21 protein-coding genes are annotated in these 22853 nt (G+C 59.8%); 8 read left to right on the top strand and 13 right to left on the bottom strand.

From position 1 onward, the window contains the following. Nucleotides 1-20: 20 nt before the first annotated feature. The 7 genes from pdxY to hemW form a co-directional block, all read right to left on the bottom strand. Nucleotides 21-869 carry a pyridoxal kinase PdxY gene (gene pdxY, locus ABRP87_RS04570; RefSeq protein WP_349867892.1) on the bottom strand — a complete coding sequence of 283 codons (849 nt, stop codon included), beginning with the start codon at nucleotides 867-869 and terminating at the stop codon, nucleotides 21-23. Nucleotides 870-920: 51 nt separating this feature from the next. After that, entirely contained in the window at nucleotides 921-1541 is a 621-nt protein-coding gene (gene ybeY / locus ABRP87_RS04575) for an rRNA maturation RNase YbeY (RefSeq protein WP_349867893.1), read from the bottom strand. Further along, nucleotides 1542-2519, bottom strand: coding sequence for a PhoH family protein (locus tag ABRP87_RS04580; protein ID WP_005284200.1), 978 nt, complete (start codon nucleotides 2517-2519; stop codon nucleotides 1542-1544). A 10-nt stretch (nucleotides 2520-2529) separates the two neighbouring features. Then, nucleotides 2530-3273, bottom strand: coding sequence for a 16S rRNA (uracil(1498)-N(3))-methyltransferase (locus ABRP87_RS04585; RefSeq protein ID WP_349867894.1), 744 nt, complete (start codon nucleotides 3271-3273; stop codon nucleotides 2530-2532). Further along, the gene (dnaJ, locus tag ABRP87_RS04590) at nucleotides 3273-4433 is read right to left on the bottom strand and encodes a molecular chaperone DnaJ (RefSeq protein ID WP_349867895.1); all 1161 of its coding nucleotides are present in this window, start codon (nucleotides 4431-4433) and stop codon (nucleotides 3273-3275) included. Before dnaJ ends, ABRP87_RS04585 begins: the two co-directional genes overlap by 1 nt. Before the next feature lie 80 nt (nucleotides 4434-4513). Continuing rightward, complete coding sequence (gene hrcA, locus ABRP87_RS04595; protein ID WP_023023433.1) at nucleotides 4514-5554, bottom strand: heat-inducible transcriptional repressor HrcA; 1041 nt, start codon at nucleotides 5552-5554, stop codon at nucleotides 4514-4516. A 164-nt stretch (nucleotides 5555-5718) separates the two neighbouring features. After that, the gene (gene hemW / locus ABRP87_RS04600) at nucleotides 5719-6858 is read right to left on the bottom strand and encodes a radical SAM family heme chaperone HemW (RefSeq protein ID WP_349867896.1); all 1140 of its coding nucleotides are present in this window, start codon (nucleotides 6856-6858) and stop codon (nucleotides 5719-5721) included. A gap of 149 nt (nucleotides 6859-7007) precedes the next feature. Here hemW and ABRP87_RS04605 point away from each other — a divergent pair, with 149 nt between their 5' ends. From ABRP87_RS04605 to ABRP87_RS04615, 3 genes are all read left to right on the top strand, one after another. Then, nucleotides 7008-8396: a hemolysin family protein gene (locus ABRP87_RS04605; protein ID WP_349867897.1), complete on the top strand. Its 1389-nt coding sequence runs from the start codon at nucleotides 7008-7010 to the stop codon at nucleotides 8394-8396. After that, nucleotides 8396-9454 (top strand): CNNM domain-containing protein, encoded by a 1059-nt coding sequence (locus tag ABRP87_RS04610; RefSeq protein ID WP_284869556.1) that lies wholly within the window; start codon nucleotides 8396-8398, stop codon nucleotides 9452-9454. The genes ABRP87_RS04605 and ABRP87_RS04610 overlap by 1 nt, the downstream gene beginning before the upstream one ends. 386 nt (nucleotides 9455-9840) lie before the next feature. After that, nucleotides 9841-10803 (top strand): hypothetical protein, encoded by a 963-nt coding sequence (locus tag ABRP87_RS04615; protein ID WP_349862927.1) that lies wholly within the window; start codon nucleotides 9841-9843, stop codon nucleotides 10801-10803. Between the two features lie 139 nt (nucleotides 10804-10942). Here the strand turns inward: ABRP87_RS04615 and ABRP87_RS04620 are convergent, their stop codons facing one another. The 4 genes from ABRP87_RS04620 to ABRP87_RS04635 form a co-directional block, all read right to left on the bottom strand. Next, nucleotides 10943-11623 (bottom strand): hypothetical protein, encoded by a 681-nt coding sequence (locus ABRP87_RS04620; protein ID WP_349867898.1) that lies wholly within the window; start codon nucleotides 11621-11623, stop codon nucleotides 10943-10945. Nucleotides 11624-11848: 225 nt separating this feature from the next. After that, nucleotides 11849-13681 carry an AMP-dependent synthetase/ligase gene (locus ABRP87_RS04625; protein WP_349867899.1) on the bottom strand — a complete coding sequence of 611 codons (1833 nt, stop codon included), beginning with the start codon at nucleotides 13679-13681 and terminating at the stop codon, nucleotides 11849-11851. Between the two features lie 151 nt (nucleotides 13682-13832). Next, nucleotides 13833-14108 (bottom strand): hypothetical protein, encoded by a 276-nt coding sequence (locus tag ABRP87_RS04630; protein ID WP_005284233.1) that lies wholly within the window; start codon nucleotides 14106-14108, stop codon nucleotides 13833-13835. Then, a complete protein-coding gene (locus tag ABRP87_RS04635) occupies nucleotides 14101-14304 on the bottom strand; it encodes a hypothetical protein (protein ID WP_284796402.1) in 204 nt (67 codons plus the stop codon). Before ABRP87_RS04635 ends, ABRP87_RS04630 begins: the two co-directional genes overlap by 8 nt. Nucleotides 14305-14342: 38 nt before the next feature. Between ABRP87_RS04635 and ABRP87_RS04640 the strand changes: the two genes are divergently transcribed. After that, nucleotides 14343-15605 (top strand): carboxylesterase family protein, encoded by a 1263-nt coding sequence (locus tag ABRP87_RS04640; RefSeq protein WP_349867900.1) that lies wholly within the window; start codon nucleotides 14343-14345, stop codon nucleotides 15603-15605. 12 nt (nucleotides 15606-15617) lie between these two features. Here the strand turns inward: ABRP87_RS04640 and idi are convergent, their stop codons facing one another. Together idi and ABRP87_RS04650 are read right to left on the bottom strand one after the other, a co-directional pair. Continuing rightward, complete coding sequence (gene idi, locus ABRP87_RS04645; protein ID WP_349862931.1) at nucleotides 15618-16160, bottom strand: isopentenyl-diphosphate Delta-isomerase; 543 nt, start codon at nucleotides 16158-16160, stop codon at nucleotides 15618-15620. Further along, on the bottom strand, nucleotides 16157-16705 hold the full coding sequence (locus ABRP87_RS04650; RefSeq protein WP_349867901.1) for a hypothetical protein: 549 nt from the start codon (nucleotides 16703-16705) through the stop codon (nucleotides 16157-16159). The genes idi and ABRP87_RS04650 overlap by 4 nt, the downstream gene beginning before the upstream one ends. 169 nt (nucleotides 16706-16874) lie before the next feature. On the opposite strand from ABRP87_RS04650, the gene ABRP87_RS04655 reads away from it, so the two are divergent. The 4 genes from ABRP87_RS04655 (at nucleotide 16875) to ABRP87_RS04670 (ending at nucleotide 22786) form a co-directional block, all read left to right on the top strand. Then, nucleotides 16875-18761, top strand: coding sequence for an ABC transporter ATP-binding protein (locus ABRP87_RS04655; protein WP_349867902.1), 1887 nt, complete (start codon nucleotides 16875-16877; stop codon nucleotides 18759-18761). A 42-nt stretch (nucleotides 18762-18803) separates the two neighbouring features. After that, nucleotides 18804-19934 (top strand): MalY/PatB family protein, encoded by a 1131-nt coding sequence (locus ABRP87_RS04660; protein WP_349867903.1) that lies wholly within the window; start codon nucleotides 18804-18806, stop codon nucleotides 19932-19934. 213 nt (nucleotides 19935-20147) lie between these two features. Then, nucleotides 20148-21575: a branched-chain amino acid transport system II carrier protein gene (brnQ, locus tag ABRP87_RS04665; protein ID WP_349867904.1), complete on the top strand. Its 1428-nt coding sequence runs from the start codon at nucleotides 20148-20150 to the stop codon at nucleotides 21573-21575. A 191-nt stretch (nucleotides 21576-21766) separates the two neighbouring features. Next, entirely contained in the window at nucleotides 21767-22786 is a 1020-nt protein-coding gene (locus tag ABRP87_RS04670) for an LLM class flavin-dependent oxidoreductase (RefSeq protein WP_005278049.1), read from the top strand. Nucleotides 22787-22853 lie beyond the last annotated feature (67 nt).

A 22853-nucleotide genomic window follows, 5' to 3' on the forward strand; every position in this document is an offset into this window, starting at 1 on the left:
ACCACTCCACCAGTGCAGCTTTAGAGCTCCTCCGCCTGAAATTGCATACTCGGGTGGGCGAAGGCGTCCTGAGCTTGAATAAGCTGCAGCTCAGTGGATTCCGCTTCATACGTCGTACGCAGAAGCTCGTAGACGGAAGATGCGGTGCGGCGCAGCGCCTCTTTCACGTCATGGGTTTCAACGTAGTGGCCAGTAAACAGCGCCGCGGTCACGTCACCAGAGCCGTTGCGCTTAACCGGTAACAGAGGGGTCGAGAGCAAGAAAGCGCATTCACCATCAACGGCGAGCATCTCAATCTGATCCGCAGGGGTTTCCGGGCGTTTTACGGAGGTAACCAATACCGTCTTCGGCCCCATTTCCTGCGCCTTCTTCACCGCAGCCAATGTCTGGTCCAAGGTATTGACCTCGGTACCGGTAAGGTAGCCCAGCTCAAATTGGTTCGGGGTGATGATATCGGCCACGGGCACCACGCGGTCACGCAGCAGCGGCGGAATGTCATCTGAAACGAAGCAGCCCGACTTCGCATTACCCATCACGGGGTCGCAAGCGTACAGCGCCTTGGGGTTGACGGCCTTGATTCGGCGAACGGTGTCCACGATGGCATCAGCAATGTCGGAGCCGCCCTGGTAGCCAGAAAGGATGGCGTCGATACCTTCAAAAGCACCGCGCTTTTCGATGCCATCGATGATCGACGTGACATCGCTGGCCGGAATCATCGGTCCGCCCCAGTCACCGTATCCAGTGTGGTTGGAAAAATTCACCGTGTGCACGGGCCACACCTCGTGGCCGGCGCGCTGGAGAGGAAAGACGGCCGCGGAATTTCCCACATGGCCGTAGGTGACATGAGACTGGATGGAAAGGATAGTCATAGCTATCCATTGTGCTACTGCTTATGCACAGAGACAAAGGAATGGGCGAAATTATTCTGGGGTTTCCTCGTCGCGTGGTTCCCCAATCGCGGGGATGCCGCCGCCGGGTACCTGTTCATCGAGGCGTGCTCGCTCGGCAGCATCCGGAAAGGCCTTCGGGCCCGAGGGCTTTGGCTGGTAGCTCTTCCCGCGCGCGGCGAGGTCATCGTACCAATCCGCCAGCAGTTCATTCTGCCGGGCAAACATTTCCTTTTCTTCCGCCGCGGTGGCGTGATCGTAGCCCAGCAAGTGCAGGCAGCCGTGCACCGTCAACAGCGCGAGCTCGTGCCCGAGCGAATGTCCGGCGGCATCGGCCTGTCGCAGAGCGAACTCGGGGCATAAGACAATATCGCCAAGCATGGCAGGGCCCGGATCGGCGGCATCGGGGCGCCCGCCACCAGAAGTGGCGCCGGGGGTAAGCTCATCCATGGGAAAGCTCATCACATCGGTAGGGCCTTCCAAGTCCATCCAGCGGATGTGCAGATCCTCAATGGACTTCAGATCCACGCAGGTAATGGTGCATTCCGCATCGGGGTTGATGTCCATGGCACCGAAGGTAAAAGAGGCGACATCGATAAGCATCTCCTCGTTGACGCCATCAAAACCCGACTCGTTGAGAAACTCGATACTCACTTATTTCCCCTCGTTTTCCGCAGCCTGTTTATTGTCAAAGGAATCATAGGCATCCACGATGCGGCCGACCAGCTGGTGGCGCACCACGTCCTGGGCGCTGAGATCCGCAAAGTGGATATCGTCCACGTTATTGAGAATTCGCCGCACGATGCGCAGGCCGGATACCTGCCCGCGCGGCAGATCCACCTGGGAAATATCGCCGGTGACCACGATGGTGGAGCCAAAGCCCAGGCGGGTCAAAAACATCTTCATCTGCGCCGGGGTGGTGTTTTGCGCCTCATCGAGGATGACGAAGGCATCATTGAGCGTGCGCCCGCGCATATACGCCAGCGGGGCGACCTCGATGATGCCGGCATCCATCAGCTTGGGAATCATCTCCGGATCGAGCATGTCCCGCAGCGCGTCATACAGCGGGCGCAGGTACGGGTCGATCTTGTCATTGAGCGTGCCTGGCAAAAAGCCCAGGTTTTCGCCCGCCTCGACCGCCGGACGGGTAAGAATAATGCGCGAGACTTGCTTATTTTGCAGCGCCTGCACGGCCTTCGCCACCGCCAGGTAGGTCTTGCCGGAACCGGCCGGGCCAATGCCAAAGACCACCGTATTATTGTCGATGGCCTGCACATATTCGGATTGCCCCACGGTCTTAGGGCGGATGGACTTGCCGCGGCGCTTGACGATGTCCGCCGCCATCGCCGCTGCCACCGACTGCGGCGCCTCTACGGCGACCATGTCCATGGTGTGCTTGACCGTATCGGTAGATACGGCATGGCCGCGCCTAGCGATGGCCTCGAGCTCATCGAGGATCTTCGCCGCGCGGGCTACCTCGTAATCGGGGCCGGTGACGGTGACAATATTGCCGCGGGCAAAAAGGTCCGCATCGAGGCGGTCATTGAGCACGCGGAGGTTATCGTCCGCGCTGCCCAAAACGCTGCTGACATACGCGGAATCGATCTCACATTTCTTGGTGATGATAGGCACGTCTAATAGGCTACCAGCGCTCAGTCCGCATGCCGATAGCCGCCAAGGCCACCATCGCCGCGCTGGCGGTGCGCAAAACCTCCGGGCCCAATTTGATAGGAACGGCCCCAGCCTCGCGCAGGGTTGTCAGCTCATTTTCCCCGATTCCGCCTTCGGGGCCGACCAGGAGGAAGACCTCGCCGCGCAAGTCCACCTCGCGGATGGATTCGGTGGCTTCCTCGTGCAGGACTAACACGCGCGCGGATTCTGCGCGCTCTGCTAGCTCCGCAACCAATTGGCGGGTAGTCAGCGGGCCGCGGATCTGCGGGATGCGGTCTCGCCGAGATTGCTTTGCGGCCGCTTCGGCCGCGGCCTGCCATTTGGTTATGGCCTTCGGCGCCTTCTTCCCGTCCCACTTGGCCACGCAGCGATCCGCCTGCCAGGCGATGATTTCATCCGCCCCGGCCTGTGTAGCCAGGTCAACGGCTAGCTCGGCGCGCTCGGATTTGGGAATCGCCTGCACCACGGTTACCCGCGGATTCGGTTCCGGTAGCTGGGTAACGGACTCGACGGTGCCGATTAAGTGGTCCTTGCCCGAGGTCTCGGTGACGGTGAGGGTGAGGCGGATTCCGGTGCCATCGATAAGCGCCAGCTTCTCCCCCTGCTGCATCCGCTTGACCGTCACGGCGTGGCGCGCCTCGGGTCCAGACAGCGTGATGCTGTCTCCGGCCTGGGCGGCAGAGAGATCTGGGTGGATGAAGACGGGCAGCGACATTAGCGGCGGAACTTATCGCGCAGGCGGGTAAAGAACGAGTCTTCCTGCCCGTCGCTGGCGGTGCGCACGCGGGCGCCCTCATCGCGGGTATTGCGGATCTTTTCCAGCGCCTCGCGACTCTTGCGGTCCAGATCCTTGGGAACAACCACATCCACGTGGGCAAAGAGGCTGCCGTAACCGTCGGTGCGCAGGCGTGGCATGCCCGCGCCTTCCACCTTGATCGACTCACCCGGCTGGGTGCCCGGCTCGATATCGATGGTGAGCTCCTCGCCATTGAGCTGATCGATAGTGAAGTTGGTGCCCAGCGCTGCATCGATCATCGGCACGTGCACGGTGACGTTCAGGTCATCCGCATTGCGCTGGAAGACCTCGTGTTCCTGGGTGTGCACCTCCACGTAGAGGTCACCTGCAGGGCCACCGCCGTGGCCGACCTCGCCCTGGGAAGCCATGCGGATGCGCATGCCATCGTTGATACCAGCCGGGATGGACACCGGGAGATCGCGGCGCTTTTTCACGCGGCCATCGCCGGCGCACTGGTTGCAGGGATCCTCAATGATTTCGCCAAAGCCCTGGCACTTCGGGCACGGGCGGGTGGTCATCACATTGCCCAAGAAGCTGCGCTGCATCTCCTGGATTTCGCCCATGCCGTTGCAATTATCGCAGGTGACGGGCTTGGACTTGGAGTTTGAGCCGGTACCGCCGCAGGAATCACACAGCACCGCGGTATCGACGGTGACCTTCTTCTTCAGGCCGGTATAGGCCTCTTCGAGGGTAATCCGGGTGCGCAGGAGGGCATCGTTGCCGGGCTGCACGCGCGACTTAGGCCCGCGGGATCCGCCGCCGGCGCCACCGCCGAAGAACTCGGCGAAGATATCGCCTAAGCCACCGCCGCCGAAGCCGCTAAATCCGCCGGCACCGGCGCCAGCGCCACCGCCGCCTTGCTCCATGGGATCGCCGCCCATGTCGACGATCTGGCGCTTTTGTGGATCCAGCAAAACTTCCTGGGCAACCGAGGCCTCGCGAAATTTCTCCGCCGCTGCCTCATCATCCGGGTTCACATCCGGGTGATACTTGCGGGCCAGCTTGCGGTACGCCTTCTTAATTTCTTGGTCCGTTGCGTCCTTATCAACACCGAGGATGCCGTAATAGTCACGAGCCACTGTTAGAGATATTCCTTCTCGATCGTTTTGTTGGTATTACCTTGCAAAAATTTATGTAGCGACCGGCTAGTCTACTCGCACTACTCGCCGGCCAAAATTTCACTCACGTATTGTGCAACAGCAGAGACCTTAGAGATTGTTCCCGAATAGTCCATAAACGTCGGCCCCACCACACCAAGGCCGCCAAGCGTCGCCGCCTGTCCCCCGGTTCCAAAACCATACCCGGCGGCAACGACGGAGGCATCGCGCAGTTGATCCTCCTCGTTTTCGTCCCCGATCACCACGGAAACATTGCCTAAGTCCGGTACGCGTGCCAGCAATTTCAACACGACGACCTGTTCTTCTAAAGCCTCGATAATTTTGGGCAGCCCCTCCGGAAATTCGCGGGCGACGCGGGTGAGGTTGGAAGTCCCCGCCATAATCAAGCGATCGGATGGCTGTTCCACCAAGGTTTCAATGAGCGTGGTCGCCACCTTAAGCACGTGGTGGCGGATATCCAGCGGGGCGTCATCGACGAGGTGGGCGAGCTCCACGGAGGCATCAGTAAGCGTCTTGCCCACCAGCGCATTATTGACGATGTCCCGCAGGCGATACGTCTGATCCTGGTCAATGACCTCATCTAGTTCCACGTTGCGCTGATCCACGCGGCCGTTATCCGTAATCAGCACCAGCAAAACCCGCACCGGAGATAGTGTGACGACCTCGCAGTGCTTGACGCGCGAGACCTTCAAATTAGGCAGCTGCACCACGGCCGCCTGCTCAGTGACCTGGGCCAAAAGCTGCACGGAGCGGCGCAGCACATCTTCGAGGTCTACCCCGCCTTCCAAGAAGTTCAGCATCGCTTTGCGCTCTGGGGTAGAAAGCGGCTTGACCTCGTGCAGAGAATCAACGAACTGCCGGTACCCCTGCTGCGTGGGAACGCGCCCGGAACTGGCATGCTGCTGCGAAATCAGCCCCTGCGATTCCAGCACAGCCATGTCATTGCGGATGGTCGCGGAAGAAACGCCCAGCCGGTAGCGCTCTACCAGCGTTTTGGAGCCCACGGGTTCCTGGGAGGCAATGTAATCCGCAACGATGGCCCGCAGGACTTCCTTGCGGCGGGCATCAGTTGAGGTAGACACTTCTCAGCGCTCCTATTCTCTGCGGGTTAGTTTCCGTCGATGTGCCGGCGTCTTTCTATAAATACAGCATAAATCCAGCGCCAATCTTGAAAGTCTAACAAGAATAAGCCCGAATAAGGGGTTTTGCTGGTTCAGGGGCAAATATAAGGGATTTCTGACGGCGGCTAGGACTCTTCGGCGATTAGGAGGTCGGAAACGATGCCATCGGCAAGCAGGCGCCCAGGCTTGGTCACTCGCACGCGCTGGCCGGCGCGCTCGAGCAGGCCGCGGTCGATGAAGTCCTCCAATGCCGGGGCAGCGTGGGCATCGAGCCAGGATTCTGGGATGCCCTCGCGCAGGCGCAGGCCCAGCATCACCTTTTCCATGTGGCGGTCGGCCCCCGTCAAGGTTTCGCTGTCTTTGATGGGCAGCTCGCCGTTTCCTAATGTTTGGATATAGCGGTTGGGGTGCTTGACGTTATAAAAGCGCTCGTTACCTAAGTGGGAGTGCGCACCAGGACCTGCACCCCACCAGTTGCCGTCCACCCAGTAGATGCGGTTGTGCTCGCATTCGCCGCCGGATAGCGACCAATTGGAGACCTCGTACCACTCAAAGCCGGCGTCTTCGAGGGTGGAAGAAATCATTTCATAGCGCCTGGCCAGCACGTCTTCATCCGGGGCGGGCAGCAGCCCCTTATTCACCTTGCGGGCCATACGCGTGCCATCTTCCACGATGAGCGAGTACGCGCTGACGTGGTCGACACCGGTCTCGAGCACGCGGTCCAAGGTCTCGCGGACGTTATCGTCGGTTTCGGTGGGCGTACCGTAAATCATGTCGAGGTTGACGTGCTGGAAGCCGGCCGCACGGGCCTCACGCGCGGCGGCGAAGGCGCGTCCGGGGGTATGGGCCCGCTCGAGCACCTGGAGCACGCTGTGCGAGGCGGACTGCATGCCGAGGCTGATGCGGTTAAAGCCGGCATCGGCAAGCGCGGCAAAGTACTCCGGCGAGGTGGACTCCGGGTTGGACTCGGTGGTGACCTCGGCGCCTGGGCTAAGCCCAAAGGTAGAACGCACCGTATCCAGGATGCGGCTCAGGCCCTGCCCGCCCAGGAGCGAGGGCGTGCCGCCACCGATGAAGACCGTATCCGCGGTGCGCCCCACGCGGCCCGCCGCCATCTCCAGCTCCTTGTCCAAGGCATCGAGGTAAGGGCCGGTGAGATCGCGCGGGCTGCCCAACTCGCCGGGGGTATAGGTATTGAAATCGCAATAGCCGCAACGGGTGGCGCAAAAGGGAACGTGGATATACAGCCCGAATGGTTCAGTCATGAATCAAACCCTAATAGGCGGGGAACAAAATGGCCGAAATGGGTGTTAAACATGTAGTATATTGCCAACTTCCCGCGTATAGAAAGGTACCTTCAGTGGAGCCTCCCAGTCGATGTCCCCGCCACCTTATAGGCGGTGGGGAGTAACTCATGTTATCGGCTATTGTGATGATCCTGGCAGGCTTTGTTGTCATCGGCATCATCATCGTCGCGAACGCTTACTTCGTGGCGCAAGAGTTTTCATTCATGTCTGTGGACCGCACCCAATTGCGGTCCATGGCCGCTGAAGGTGATAAATCCGCCCAGCGCGCGCTCGACATCACCAAGCGCACCTCCTTCATGCTTTCCGGTGCGCAGCTCGGCATTACCATTACCGGCCTGCTCATTGGTTATGTGGCAGAGCCCCTAGTGGGCCAGGGCCTTGGCGTGCTGCTTGGCGGAGTGGGAATTCCCACCGGCGTGTCCGTGGCTATCGGCACCATCGCGGCGCTATTTATTTCCACCATCGCCACGATGCTCTTTGCGGAGCTTTTTCCTAAGAACTACACCATCGCCGCGCCCATGAAAACGGCACTGCGCCTGGCCGCATCCACGCAGTGGTACTTGCGCATTTTCGGCTGGCTCATCCGCTTTTTCGAGTATTCCTCCAATGCGATTTTGAAGCTCTTTCGCATCGAGCCGGTAGAAGACGTCGACTCTTCCGCTACTGCCGATGACCTCGAATCCATCGTGGATTCCTCGCACGAAACCGGCGTCTTGGATGAGGACACGTACATGGTTTTGGACCGTTTGCTCGACTTTCCCGAGCACGACGTCGAGCACGCCATGATCCCCCGCTCCCGCGTGGACGTCATTGACCCCGGCACCACCCTGGGTGAGGTGCGCGAATTGATGTCTGAAAACCACACGCGCTACCCCGTCATCGATGATGAGCACAACCCCATCGGCGTGGTGCATCTTTTCGATGTCCTGGGATCCGATCTCCCTGCCGCCACCAGCGCCACCGCCATCATGCGCGAGCCCCTGGTGGTTCCGGAGCTTATGCCACTTCCCGATGTCGTTGATGAGCTGCGCGGCGAAGAACAAAAGCTGGCCTGCGTCATCGATGAGTACGGCGGATTCGTCGGCATCGTCACCATGGAGGACCTGGCCGAGGAGATTCTTGGCGATGTCACCGATGAGCACGATATCGAGGAAACCGAAGAAATCACCGAGCAGGACGAATCCCACTGGCTGGTCGATGGCGATACGCCACTGGATGAAATCGAGCGCGCCATTGGCCACGATCTTCCAGAGGGCGATTTCGAAACCATCGCCGGCCTGCTCATCGCGCACGCCGGCGCCCTGCCGGAGGTAGGCGAAGTCCACACCATCGCCCTGGAGGCAGAGCCGGATGACTGGGTGGATCAGGATGAAGCACCCACCCGCTCCATCCGCATGCGCGTAGATGATGTGGACCGCCACGTGCCATCCTCCCTGGCCATCGAGCTAATTGAGGATTATGTCCACGACAGCGACGATGAAGAGGAGGAGGCATAATGACCGATACGTGGTGGTTCAACCTCATCGTCACGCTGCTCATTATTGCGGCATCCGGTTTCTTCGTGGTCATCGAGTTTTCCCTCATGGGCTCGCGCCGCAACCGGCTCGAAGAAAGCGCGGAGTCTTCGCGCACCGCCCGCGCCGGCCTGCGCTCGCTCAATGAGCTGACCATTATGCTGGCGGGCGCGCAATTGGGCATTACTGCTGCCACCTTCGTGCTCGGCGCCGTGACCAAGCCCTGGGTCCATCACCTCCTGATGACCCCGCTGGAGGCCCTTGGCCTGCCACTGGGCGTTGCCGATGTCGCCAGCTTCATCCTCGCCCTGTTCATCGTCACCTTCCTGCACCTGGTGCTGGGTGAAATGGCGCCCAAGTCCTGGGCCATCGCCCACCCAGAATCCGCCCTGCAGGTCATTGCTATCCCCGCCCGCGGGTTCGTGTGGGTCTTCCGCCCGCTGCTGAAGTGGATTAACACGATGGCCAATAAATTGGTGGCCATGACGGGTGAGGAACCGGTCGACCGCGCCGGCGCCGCCGGCTACGACGCCGAGACGCTGCGCACCTTGGTCGAGCATTCCCGCGAGACCGGCGCGCTTGACGATAATTCCGCCAACCAGATTTCCGATGTCATCGAGCTCGAGAACTCCACGGTGGGCGCCATGGCGCGCGCCCACGGCTCCGAGGTAGTGCCGCTTCCTTCCGATGCCACGGTGGAACAGCTCCAAGAGCTCGTCCTGCGCAAAAACATCATGCGCGTGCTCGTCTTCCCCAAAGATTCCCGCGTGCCCCGCGTGGTGCACGTGCGCGATACCCTCATGGCAGATCCCGATACCCCAGTCCTCGAATTCTCCCGCGACCCGATTTCCGTCTCTTCCGCCACCACCGTGCAAAAGACGCTCGATCACATGCGCTCCCGCAATGAGCAGCTCGTCGTCGTGGGCAAGGCGGATAAGGACAAGGCCGTGTGGATCCTTACCTGGGATGACATCATGGGCCAGCTGTGGCCGCAGATTACCGAGCAGCTGGACAAGGTCGCCCCTCCCCCAGCGGTATGACTGTCTCGCCGAACCAACCAACCCGTTGGTTCGGCGCCTAGTAGTTTTATAAACAAAATTCAAAAGATAAACAAGCGTACACAAGCGCGGTGTTTTCTCTGGGCCATTGGAAACACCGGGTGAGCGCATTGTGCGACCACCTCCTCCCCATCTCGCTGGAAGCGGAGGCGCCATCAAGGAGCTCGATGCTGCTTTGTCCCCTTGGTGCCGAATTCGCACTAAGGGGACGCAGCTACGCTACCCATTGTTATCGCAGGTGTGGATAACTTAAGCTCGTGGCGCAACTAAAGCCCCACGATTCACACTTAGTGAAGATTCAACGAGAACTCCACAGCCTGCGCGCGTTTCGGTAGTGGGCATCGTGCTCCTCGTATGTGCTCGAGGGCATGAACCAAGCACTAACTAATATTCCGTCCATCCGGAACAACCATCCCACCTTCTGGCACGACCTCAATAACGGCACCTACCTCAAACTCGCACCCCGCATCGCGGTGCACCGCGACCATTACCACGGTTTGAGCCTGTCCTCTCAGCTGCACCTGCGCGCCATTGCCGCCGCCCGCAGCGCCTATACCGCGGTACTCATTTCCAAATCCGCCGCCCGCCTCCACGGGCTATGGGTGCTTGCCTCCGCCGAAGAAAAAGTGGAAATGGCCCTTCCCCATAACTCTCTGCCGAATAAGGACCGGCGCCATCCAGAACGCATTTACCGCAAAACGAAATTACCCGATCCATTGCTGGTACACGGCGCCCGCACCGTTTCTCCGGCCCGAGCCGTGATCGATATCGCCCGATTCCACGGTTTTCGCGAGGGCCTCATTGCCGCCGATTCTGCCCTGCGCACAGGAATTACGAAGAAAGCTCTTAGGCAGGAATTCGCCCGAATGGGCAGGGTACGCAATAGCGCCGTCGTGCGAGAAGTTATCCACCACAGCTGCGCCGCCTCCCCTTCCCCTTATACCTCCTTTGCCCGCGCCCTGCTCATCCAGGCGGACTTTCCCTGGCCGATGTTTTTCGAGGTTCAGTACGCTGCCCTTCCTGGCATCACCGCGGAGCTGTGCATCAATAAGACCTACGTCATCGACATCGAGACTCCAGGGGGTAGCTACACCGTTGGAGCTACCACCACCGCCGCTGGGCCGCTTGACGACGCTGCAGCCACCGCGATGCCAACGATGAGAGACAAGGCCGGTCAGTCCCGCGACAAGCGCCTGCGCGATGCTGGCTTTACCGTCATACAGTGCTCCCCGCAGCAGTTAGTTCAGCACCCGGAACGCTTCATCTCTGAGGTGACTGCCACTATCTCCGCGCGCCAAAACGCTATACGCTCCCAGCAGTCCCACAACTGAGCCATTCAAAGCTAAAGATGAAGCCATGCAAGGTTCTAGTCCATGCGGGATGGCCATCTAAAAATGCGACGGCCACCGAGAGAGGGAATCTCGGTGGCCGCTAAAATCCCCTTGCCTTAAGCAAGGAAGTCTAAAGGAGCTATGCAGTTGTGGCCCGGCGGGCTGCCTCGCGCTTGGCGCGGACCTTTTCTACGACCGCGGCAATGCGGGCGCGTTCTTCCAGGAATTGCGGCGGGTTATGCCCGCGCATGGAGCGCACGTACGCCGGGTGCGTATCGAGCACGGTGTGCTTCCACGCCTGCACGGCGATGAGTGCGGATTCCCCGGTGCACTTATACAGGTGCGGTAGGGAGACCATGTCGAGGTTGCGGGCGACGGCATCGGTTTGCGCCAGCACGTATTCCACAACCTCGCGGAGGTAATCTGCTACCGCCTGTGTGCGTTTGCGCAGTGCTTCTGCCAATTCATGCACGACGATGGGCTTGGCAATGGGATAGCGCTCGTCCAATAGGCGCGGGGTAAGCTGCTCCGGCTCCTCCGCATCATTCGCGCCAGAAGGAGCGGCAGAAATAGTTCCCGAACGCACGCCAGACACTAGCGCTTGGCGAAGCCCAATTAGCTCACCCACGCAGCGCCCCGAGTCCACGCGGGCATCGTCGACGATATCGCCGAGTTCTGCCAAGCAATCCATGGACAGTTCCTCATCCCAATCCTCGATTGCTTCAATGAGGTGCTCGAGGTATTCCGCGACTTCGTCGCCGATATTATAAATCTCCTGGGTGAGCTCGCGGTGACGCAGCTCGGCGGCGATCTTCTGCATAGGCTTCGAGCCACTCCTTCCGCGGTTTTCTTTTTCTAACCTCTAGTAGAGGTTGAGGTTTTCGGCGACGACTCATGACTCTATGCCAGATCGTCCACCGCGAGAGCGCGACACTCCGAAGCGTTTCACAGGTTTATGGCAGGTTCGCGCTTGCGTCCTTTTTGACCTGCAAGAAGAAAAACACCCGAGGAATAAAATCCCCGGGTGTACCCGTTTCACACCTTTCTAGCGCTTGTAAATGTGCTCGATGGCGCTGGCGTAGCGTTGAGCCACCACGTTGCGCTTGACCTTCATCGTTGGGGTGAGCTCATTTTCATCCTCAGTAAGGTCGCTTTCTAGGATGTAGAACTTCTTGATGCCTTCCGCGTGGGAGACCGTGGAGTTCACCTTGTTGACGGCGTCTTGCACCTCGGCGCGCAGGGTGGCGTCGGTAGCCATATCGCTCATGGAGCGGTTTTCTGGGATATTGTGGTCCAATTTCCACCGCTTGAGGGTGTCCGGGTCCAAGGTGATAAGCGCTCCCACAAACGGCTTGCCATCGCCTACGACCATGGCCTGCGAAATCAGGGGGTGCCCGCGCAGGATATCCTCCATCGGGCCAGGCGATACATTCTTGCCACCTGCGGTGACAATCAAGTCCTTCTTGCGGCCAGTGATGGTGAGCTTGCCATCATCGTCGATTTCCCCCAAGTCACCAGTGTTGTACCAGCCATCCTCGAAGGCTTCCTCCGTGGCCTCGGGGTTATTCCAATACCCTTGGAAGACCATACCGCCCTTGATGCAGACTTCGCCGTCATCGTTAATGCGCAGGGTCACCCCGCCCAACGGTGGGCCGACGGTACCAATGGATTGGTCGAGGTAGTCCACGGCCGCGGCCGCAGCGGTCTCGGTCAGGCCGTAGCCTTCATAAACGGGAACTCCGATGCCGCGGAACCAATGCAATAAATCGTGGCCCATCGCGGAACCGCCGGTAATGCAGTACCGAACATTGCCGCCCACGCCCTGGCGGATGGTGGAATAGACCAGCTTGTCAAAGAGCTTGTGCTTGATTTTCAGCAGGCGGTCTGGACCTTCCGGCGTATCGAGTGCCTTGGAGTATTCGATGGCAATCTTTTCGGACTGCTCAAAAAGGAAGCTCTTGATGCCAGAATCCGCAGCCTTCGAGGCCGCAGAGTTACGGACCTTTTCAAATACGCGCGGCACGCCCAAAATCACGTTAGGGCGAGAGCGGGCGAACTCGATGGAGATGGTGGAAAAATCGGACCAGTGGTTCTGCGAAGCACCGCGAATAGCCACAGCAATCGAAACGGCGCGGGAGAAGACGTGGGCCAAGGGCAAAAACGTCAGCGTATGGCTGCCCGGCACGGCGAATACGCCGATGGGATTGGTGGTCAGCGCCCTAGCTTCCGAGAGCCAGTTCCGGTGCGTCAGGATGCAGCCCTTCGGGCGGCCGGTGGTGCCGGAGGTATAAACCAAGGAGGCCAGATCATCGGTATTGGTGGCGGCGATGCGGGCAGACACCTCATCGGTGCCAACGCTGCGGCCTTCGAATTTCAAGGTATCGATGGCGGAGGAATTAATCTCCAATACGCGCCGCAGCTGCGATGGCGAGCCCTTCAAATTCGGTTCCCCATCGTCTTGTAGAACTAGGTTTTCAACCAATTCGGAGTGCTCGCGGGTTTCGGTAATAGCCAGCACCGCACCGGAATCCTCGATAATCCAGCGCACCTGGGAGGCGGACGAGGATGGATAGACCGGAACCGATGCCGCGCCGGCTGCCCAAATGGCGTAGTCCAGCAGGGACCATTCGTAACGGGTAGCAGAAATGAGGGCGATGCGATCGCCCTGCTCCACGCCTAGCGCGATTAAGCCTTGAGCTACTTCAAAGACCTCATCGATAAACTCTTTACCGGTGACATTGACCCACTCATAATTAGCGGGCCGGGTAAACATGACGCCGTGCGGACGCTTCTTCGCGGTATCCATCAGGGCGGTGAGGCAGGTTTCCCCCGGCTCAATGGTAAATTCCGCCGGAGTGTGCACTTGTTGCAGGGTCACGCGATGTCCTTTCGCACAGCTAATAATAATCTGTGCCTACTGTACCAACCGGATGGCTTATCAACGCGTTTCACCCACGATCGAAGCGGTAATTATTCAGGGCTAATAGCACCAGAGTGGTCCATTTATTGGAGCAATCCACCAGTTTGTCCTAGGGCCACAGGCTGCCGATGAGCGCAACGATGAGAACTAACGCAATCATGGACCACAGTGTGAGCGAGACCCGGGATTTGGGCAGGGCGCGCTTGCGGCGAACGGGCTGAGAGGTGCCGGCAACCGGCGGGTTTGCAGCGCGCTCATCTTTTTTGCGCTCTGGATCCCATAGGCCTTCGCGGGGATCTACTGGCTGGATCCTATCCGAGCTGGCGCCGGGCACGTCGCCGCTCGCTGCGTTATCGCCCGCGCCCTCCGAATGTTGTTCAGCCATGGTCTTTTACTGTAGTGCCGCGATTGCGAAACTGGGAAATTAGGGCGGCGCTGCGGTCCACGGCCCACATCAGGCACCAGGCCAGCCCAATCATGATGGGAACCACGATGATGACCACGATAATCATCTGTACCCACACAGGCGCCTGCACCAAGAACTGCGAAAATGCGCTGCTCACGTCAGTCAACCACTCCATGGATCCTTATATTACTGCCCCACGGTAATCTGGCAGGTATGTCGAGCGCACAGATACCCGTCACCATTGCCACCCCATCTGGACGTATCACCGGCTTTAGCCGCGATGGCCTCTCCTACTTTCATTCGCTGCGCTTTTGCGAAATACCTAGCCGCTTCGCCCCAGCGCGGCCGCTGGATGAGGCCCTCGACCAGGATGCGCGCACACCACAGCCGGATGAGGTAGCGCTCAGCATTACTACCCCGGAAAACGCGGCGGATTGCCCCGTGGTGGTCTATATCCACGGGGGAAGTTTTGAAGGCGGCTCGCATGAGGATGAGCGGGTGCCAGGCACGGTAACGGCCCGCAAGGGCATCATCCAAGTCCGGGTGGGCTACCGCGTGGGCCTGGCCGGGTTCGCCCGCTTTGCCGACGATGAGGCGGACCGCTACCGCGGCATCGATGATTGTGTGCTGGCGTTGGAGTGGCTGCAGGACAATATCGAATCCTTTGGCGGGGATAAAACGAATATCACCCTGGTAGGCCAGTCCGCCGGCGCGGCGATTAGCCTGTGGCTTGCCCGGCGCGACCACTACCGCGGTGCTTTCCGGCGCGTCCTGGCCCTCTCGCCTGCCTACCCCCGCGATACCTTTGAGCACCGCGTGGCGGGGTTGCACAGGTACCTCTCGGTACCCATTGAGCGCAGCGCCCTGGAATCACTGTCGCCCAAGGCATTAGATAAGGGCTACCAAAAGTTCCGCAAGAAGCACCGCTATGACTTGGCCCTCGGCCCGGCGCCGATGCAGGCATCTGAACTGGCGGATATCCCCATCGTGGTGAGCTCCACCCGAGATGAGTTTTACGATCTTCCGGCCGGCAAGCGCATCGATAATATGGCCCTGGGCAAGTTCATTTGTAACTACCTTTCCCAGCGCTTCGGCTTCCCGCACGGGCGATACACGCAATGGCGCCAGCTCGCGCAGTACGTGGACCCGGACCGCCTCATGGGCCGGATGATCGGCGATTCCCTCGTTCGCCGCTGGACGGCACAGGTTGCTTCCGGCGCACCGGGACCAACCTGGATGATGGAATTTACGAGGAAGCTCAAGCCGGCGCTGCACTGCGATGAGCTCTACCTGCTCTTCAGCACTGACTGCGAGCTGAATGAGTGGCTCTGTCATTTCGCTACGACCGGCGAGCCGGGCTTCCCCAACTATGGCAGCGACCACCGCGTGCTCGAATTTGATTTGGATACCGGGGATCGGCGCATCGCCTATGCCACCCTGGATTACGTGGCGGCGGCGTTTTATGAGGAGGACTAACTGCTGCTGCGCCTACGGCTGAAGCGCCGTGCGCAATTCAGCTTCTGCCAGTTCCTCGCACATCCACGGGCTAAATACCGCCGGCACGGCATCGGCCGCGGCGATAAGCCGGGCGGGATCGACCCATTCCCAGGAGTCGACCTCGTCCGGGTTCGGCTGCCACTGCGCCTGGGAGTCGAGCTCTACGCAGTAGACGGGGCAGATTTCATTTTCCACCAGGCCGGAAGAATCCACCGCGCGGTAGGAAAAGGTGGGCAGAACCTCGCGCAGGTTGGATAGCCCATCCGCGGGAATGCCTAGCTCGAATTCGGCGCGGCGAATGACGGCATCGGCAGTCGCTTCTCCCGGGCCAGGATGCCCGCAGAAGGAATTGGTCCACACGCCAGGCCAGGTTTGTTTGCTCAGCGCCCGGCGGGTGATGAGTACCTTTCCTTGGCAGGTAACCCACGCGGAAAAGGCAAAGTGCAAGGCGGTGTCGGTGGTATGCACCTCGGATTTGAGGGCAATACCAATGGCTTTTCCATCAGTACCCGCCAAGACTACCCGTTCCGTCATAGGTTCAGATCCCCCACCCACGTGACATTTCCAATATGCAGGCGGGCATTCCAGAGGTTGCCCGGCGCGACATCGTAGCGGTATTGCAGGTTGACCGAGGCGCCCGCGCCTAACGGGTGATCGAGGCCCGGGGGTTCCACGCCAGGCGCGGAGTTCTCGTCATACGGCAGGGCTTTTACCTTAGACCAGCCGCCATTCCCGTCGGCGCGCTCAAGGACGGGGTCATCGAAGGCATCGGTGGGCAGGGCCATTTCGTTTTCGTTCTTGAGCAAAATGGTTACCACGGAGCCGCCGGAATTATTGTCCGTATACACTCCTTGCAGCTCCCAGCTGACACCGAGGCCGGCATCTTTGACCGGGCTCGCCAGGTTGGAAGTGACTTCCTTATCGTCGGTGTCTTCCGCTTGATAAGGCGCTTCTTCTGAGCTGGAGACGGTGATATTGTCCCCCAAACCGGTCTCTTCCGGCTGGAGAATGCTGCATCCGGCCAGGGTCACGGCGAGAAGGGTGACCACGCCTGCGCCTAAAGTGTGAGAAATTTTCACCGTGGATGGATCCTTTGCACGCGAAGATTACTTTATTTCTGCACAGATACCTTAGCCGAAAGCCCGCCCAAGGTATGCATCTGGGCTGCGCGCCGTGGCGTGTGGCATACTGGACTGTCTCTTTTAGGTACTCTACTTCCCTACGCGTCTTTGAATTGAGCATCCCTCCATGAAATCCCTCGTACGCATTACCCGCAGCGCATCTGCTCTGTGGCCCTATTATCTCGGCGTGTTGCTCGCAGCGACAGTCACCGCCGTCCTTGCGTTGATTTCACCCTTCCTCACCAGGGAAGCCACCGACATCATCGTTGAGGCCCTCCAAACAAGCGAGCCGCTTGGCGATGCCCTTCGTTCCGTCCTTTTGCTCGCCCTCGCCCTCTTCCTGGCTGATGCCGCCAATGCCCTATTCCGCAATGTCGGCAGCTACATCGGCGATGTCATGGTCTCGCGCTTGCGCCAGATTTTATCCAACCGCTACTTTGCCAAGCTCTTGGCGCTGCCGCAGGGCTATTACGATAATCAGGTCACCGGCACCATCATCGCCCGGCTGGATCGCTCCATTGCGAATATCACGCAGTTTATTCAGTCCTTTGCCAATAACTTCTTCACGATGATCATCCAGACCATCGCGGTATTGGCCATTACCGCCTGGTACTACTGGCCGCTGACCATCTTATTGGCGCTGCTTTTCCCCATTTATATGTGGCTGACCGCGCTGACCTCGAAGCGCTGGCAAAAATTTGAGGCCATTAAAAACGAAAACATCGACCAAGCAAATGGCCGCTTCGCCGAGGTCATAGGCCAGGTCAAGGTCACCAAATCCTTCGTCGCCGAATCCCGCGAGCTGAACCACTTTGCCCAGCGCTATGGCACCGTGGTCGATACCACGCGGCCGCAGTCCCGCTGGTGGCACATGATGGATACCTTCCGCGGCATCGCCATGGCCGTGATCTTTTTAGGCATCTATGCGGTCATCTTCTGGCGCACCCTTGAAGGCCACTTCTCCATCGGCGATATGGTCATGCTCTTGCAGATGGTCACCATGGCTAAGCAGCCCGTATTCATGATGAGCTGGATGATCGATACGGCCCAGCGCGCTATCGCCGGCTCGCGCGACTACTTCAGGGTCATGGAAGAAGACCTAGAGCCCACCGCCTCGCGCGAGCTGGTCGCCGCCATCACGGACTCCGGCACCCCCGATCTGAACCTCACCCCTATTACTCCATTGGAGCCCACGCCCGGCGCGCCGGTCTTTGCCTTTGATGATGTCTCCTTTGCTTATGAAGAAGGAAAGCCCGTCGTCAACAACATCTCCTTTACCGCCCACGAGGGCCAGAAGGTCGCGCTCGTGGGCGAATCGGGCGGCGGTAAATCCACCCTGGTCAACCTGCTGCTGGGCCTTTATCACCCCTCGGCTGGCCACCTCGATGTGCTGGGGCACCGCGTCGATGACCTCACTGCGTCTCGCTTGCGCGCCTCTGTTGGCGTGGTCTTCCAGGAGTCTTACCTCTTTTCGGGCACCATCCGCGACAATATTGCCTATGGCAAGCCTGGGGCCACGGAGGAAGAAATCGTGGATGTGGCCAAGCGCGCCAATGCCCATGACTTCATTGAGGCCTTCCCGGATGGTTATGACACGGTAATCGGTGAGCGCGGGCTGAAGCTTTCCGGCGGGCAGAAACAGCGCGTATCCGTTGCGCGCGCCATGCTGAAAGATGCCCCTATCTTAGTGCTCGATGAGGCTACCTCCGCGCTTGATACCAAGGCCGAACGCGCCGTCCAAGCCGGCCTGGATGAGCTGATGAAGGACCGGACCACGCTGATTATTGCGCACCGCCTATCCACCATCGCGGATGTCGATACCATCATCACCCTCGAGGCAGGGCGGATCGATGAAATGGGCTCGCCTGCCGAACTCGCGCAATCCGGCGGCATTTATGCCGAGCTGCTCAAACTCACCCAATCTAGCTCCGCGGCGGACCGCCGCCGGCTGAAAAAGTACGGCTTTGTCACCGGTACTAATTCCCACAGCGAGCACGGCGAAGAAAGTGAATAAATCCACTGGGACTGCTGCGCTTAAAGCGTTAAGCTTGTGTGCATGCAGTTTCCTAGCCTAGAAGAGTTGCAAGCCCGCGGTACCCGCAAGTGGACCGTCTTTGATGAGGACATCCTCCCGCTGTGGATCGCGGAGTCCGATTTCCCCACCGCCCCCGCCGTTAAAAAGGCGCTGCAGGAGATGGTGGATAATGAAACCTTCGGCTATACCCCCTCCCCCAAGGCCTCGGGGCTGCGCGAGGCAGTCGCCGATTTCTATGCGGAGCGCTACGACTGGCGCCCCAATGCCGATCACATCTTCTGGATAGGCGATGTCGTCCGCGGCCTCTTGCTCGGCGTGCAGTACTTTACCCGCGATGATTCCCCCGTCATCGTGCCCGTACCCTCCTACCCACCGCTGCTCGAACTCCCCCGCACGGCGGGGCGCGAGAAGATCGAAACCAGCCTCGAGCTAGATGAAATCGAGCAAGCCTTCAAAGACGGCGCCGGTTCGATTCTCTTGGCCAACCCCTATAATCCGCACGGCCACGTCTTGTCGGAGGACTACCTCCGCGGGTTGGTGGAGTTGGCGGAGAAATACGATGCCCGCATCTTGGCCGATGAGATCCATGCCCCGCTGGTTTATGAAGGAAAGCATATTCCGGTGGCATCGCTAAGCGAGGAAGCAGCGCAGCGCACCATTACGGTCACCGCCACCTCCAAGGCCTTTAATACCGCGGGACTTAAGTGCGCGCAGATTATCTTTTCCAATGCCGCCGATGCCCAGAAGTGGAACGGGCTTACCGGCGTGGCCAAAGACGGCACCGGCACCTTGGGCGTGCTTGCCGCCGAGGCCGCCTACCGCCACGGCGGGGGCTTCTTGGATGAGGAAATTGAGTACCTGCGCGAGACTCGAGACTGGTTGGTTGAAGAATTGCCGCAGCGCATCCCTGGACTGAAGACTACGCAGCCCCAAGCCACCTACCTGTTGTGGCTGGACTTTTCCGACACCGCCATCGCCGGCAATCCGCAACCTGCCAAGTGGCTGCGCGAAAACGCCCGCGTGGCCCTCAACGAGGGCGATACCTTCGGCACCGGCGGCCCAGGTCATGCGCGGTTGAACTTTGCCACTTCCCGCGAAATCTTGAGCGAGGCACTCGACCGCATGGAAAAGGCCTTCGCCGAGCTCGACTAGTTCGCAGCCACCCTTTCTCCTCGCCCCATCGCACACGCGATGGGGCATTTATTGTATTTTCACCATGCTTTGATTTCTCAACAGGTGGGCAGTAATATCTCATTACATGAATAGCCCCTATAGGGCTACAGAATTCACATTCCTGGTCGCGCCCTCGCCACCTCGGCTCTCGGCGCGGCTGATGGTTTTAGTACGCAATGTTAAGGAGCCAGGATGGCTACCACCACTGCCTCAGGCACCCCCAAGAGCAAGGCCACCGTTGTCATTGCCTCGCTCATGCTCTTTTCGATGTTCTTCGGCGCCGGCAACCTCATTTTCCCACCGATGGTGGGCGTTTCCGCCGGCACCAACTTCTGGCCCGCCGTGCTGGGCTTCCTCGCCGCCGGCGTGCTCTTGCCCGTCCTGGCCATTATCGCGGTCGCGATTTCCGGCCGTTCCGTCCGTGACTTAGGCGCAAATGGCGGCGCGATCTTCGGCGTCGTCTTTTCCGCCCTGTCCTATCTTTCTATCGGTGCTTTCTACGCGCTCCCGCGTACCGGCGCGGTATCCATGGAAACGGCGATTACTCCCCTGTTGGGCTGGGAAGGCACCATGGCCAGTGGTGCATTCAATACCGTCTTCTTCCTTATCGCACTGGGCCTGGCGTGGAAACCCAATTCCATCATCGATACCCTGGGCAAATTCCTCACCCCGGCCCTGGTTGCGCTGCTGGTCGTCCTCATTACTTTGGCGGCGCTGAATCACCCGCGCGATCCCCAGATGCCCACCGAAGATTACGTCTCTTCCCCCATGGTCACCGGCCTTTTCGAGGGCTATAACACCATGGACGCCATCGCTGGCTTGGCCTTTTCCATCGTCATCGTGGGTTCCCTGCGCTCTAAGGGCTTTAAAACCCAAAAATCCCTGGTGAAGGGCACCATCACCGCAGCACTTGTCGCCGGCGCCCTGCTTGCTGCCATCTATTTGGGCCTCGCTTGGGTGGGCCAGACTTTGCCCAATGGCCAGTCTTATGATTCAGGTGCGCCGCTGCTTGCCGAGGCCGCCAATCTCACCATGGGCACCTTCGGCCAGGCCCTCTTCTCCGCCATCGTCGTCCTCGCCTGCCTGACCACCGCGGTGGGCCTTATCACCGCGACCTCCGCGTTCTTCGAGATGCTGGTACCGAAGACGACCTACCACCTGTGGGCCTGCATCTTCACCGCGATGTCTATCCTCTTCGCCTTCCAGGGCCTCGACACCGTGTTGTCCATTGCGGTGCCGTTTATCACCTTCCTGTACCCACCGGCTATCTCCCTTATCCTGCTCACGCTTATCCAACCGGCGGTAAAGAAGTCCGTCGTGTTCTACTGGACCTACCGCCTTGCCCTGTGGGTATCGGTCATCTGGTCCGCCCTGACTGTCATTTCCGCGCAGGGTTGGGGCACTGCCGCCTTGGATCCCATCTTGTCTTTGACGCCTGGCCAAGCGGTGGATCTGGGCTGGATTGCGCCGACCGTCATCGCGGCCGTCATTGGCCTGATTGTGGATATCTCCACCAAGGCCGGCGAGAAGCACTCCAACTCCGTGACCGCGGCTGCCGATGCCGACGGCGACGCCGTCGTCGATTCCCCGCTCGATGCAGCGGCATCGCCAAAGAGCTAAGCTCCCTCTCTCCTTCTCTGCCCCGCCGTAGGCCCGCATTCCCCGGGTTCCACGGCGGGGTTTCTGTCTGCGGTTCAACTCTGTTTGGGTCGCCGGGATGGGCATGGTCGCGGAAAAAGTACGGAATAGCGCCGCCCCGCGTACCGTTGCACTATAGGTACTATCCCCGCGAGAAAAAGGATTATTTTCCCATGACTGATCACGCGCCACTTTCCGTATTGGACTTTTGCACCATCTATGACGGTGAAACCCCTGCCCAATCCATTAACCGGTCAGTGGAATTGGCCCAAGAAGCCGAAAAGCTGGGGTATTCCCGCATGTGGTACACCGAACACCACAATATGAAGTCCATTATGTCCTCCGCGCCCGCCGTCCTCATCGCGCACATCGGCGCGAAGACGGAGCGCATCCGGTTGGGCTCTGGCGGCGTGATGCTGCCCAACCACTCGCCGTACGTCATCGCCGAGCAGTTCGGCACCTTGGAGGAAATGTACCCGGAGCGCATCGACCTGGGCGTCGGCCGCGCCCCCGGCACGGACATGAATACCTTGGGCCGTGCGCTGCGCCGCGACGGTCAATCCGCCGAGCGTTTTCCAGAAGACGTCAAGGAGCTCAATGCCTACCTAGAGGGCAAGGCCTATATTCCTGGGGTCAGCGCGGTTCCCGGTGCCAATACGAACGTTCCTATCTATATTCTGGGCTCGTCCATGTTCGGCGCTTCGCTCGCGGCAAAGCTCGGCCTGCCCTACGCCTTTGCCTCCCACTTCGCCCCGCAGCACCTCGAGGAAGCAACCACCTACTACCGGGAGAACTTCCAGCCTTCCGAGCGCTTTAGCAAGCCCTACGTCATCGCCGGTGTCAACGTCACCGCCGCCGATACTATGCAAGAGGCAGAGGCCGAATACGAGCGCGTGTGCTTCAACCGCGTGAAATCCTTCGCCGGCCGCGGCAAGTACCTGACCGACCAGCAGGTAGAGCAAATCATCGAGTCTTACCAAGGCCAGCAAATCCTGGACATGCTGCGCTACTCCGCGGTCGGCACCACCAAGGAAGTCACCGAATATTTGGAGAAGTTCCAAGAGCACGCCAAGGCCGATGAGCTCATGATTTCCCTGCAGTCCAGCTCGCACGAGAACGTCATTAAGAACATGCACGTGCTTGCCGAAGGCTGGCAGCTCGATCCAGCCAACGTAGCGGGTACCCCGCGCTAAACCCCGCCTCACTGCGCTACAAAGCGCCGCGTTGGGCCGCCCTCGGCCTCAACGCTGGCCGCTCGGT

It is taken from the genome of Corynebacterium sp. KPL2830 (assembly GCF_040225635.1).
In the GTDB taxonomy this organism is placed as follows: domain Bacteria; phylum Actinomycetota; class Actinomycetes; order Mycobacteriales; family Mycobacteriaceae; genus Corynebacterium.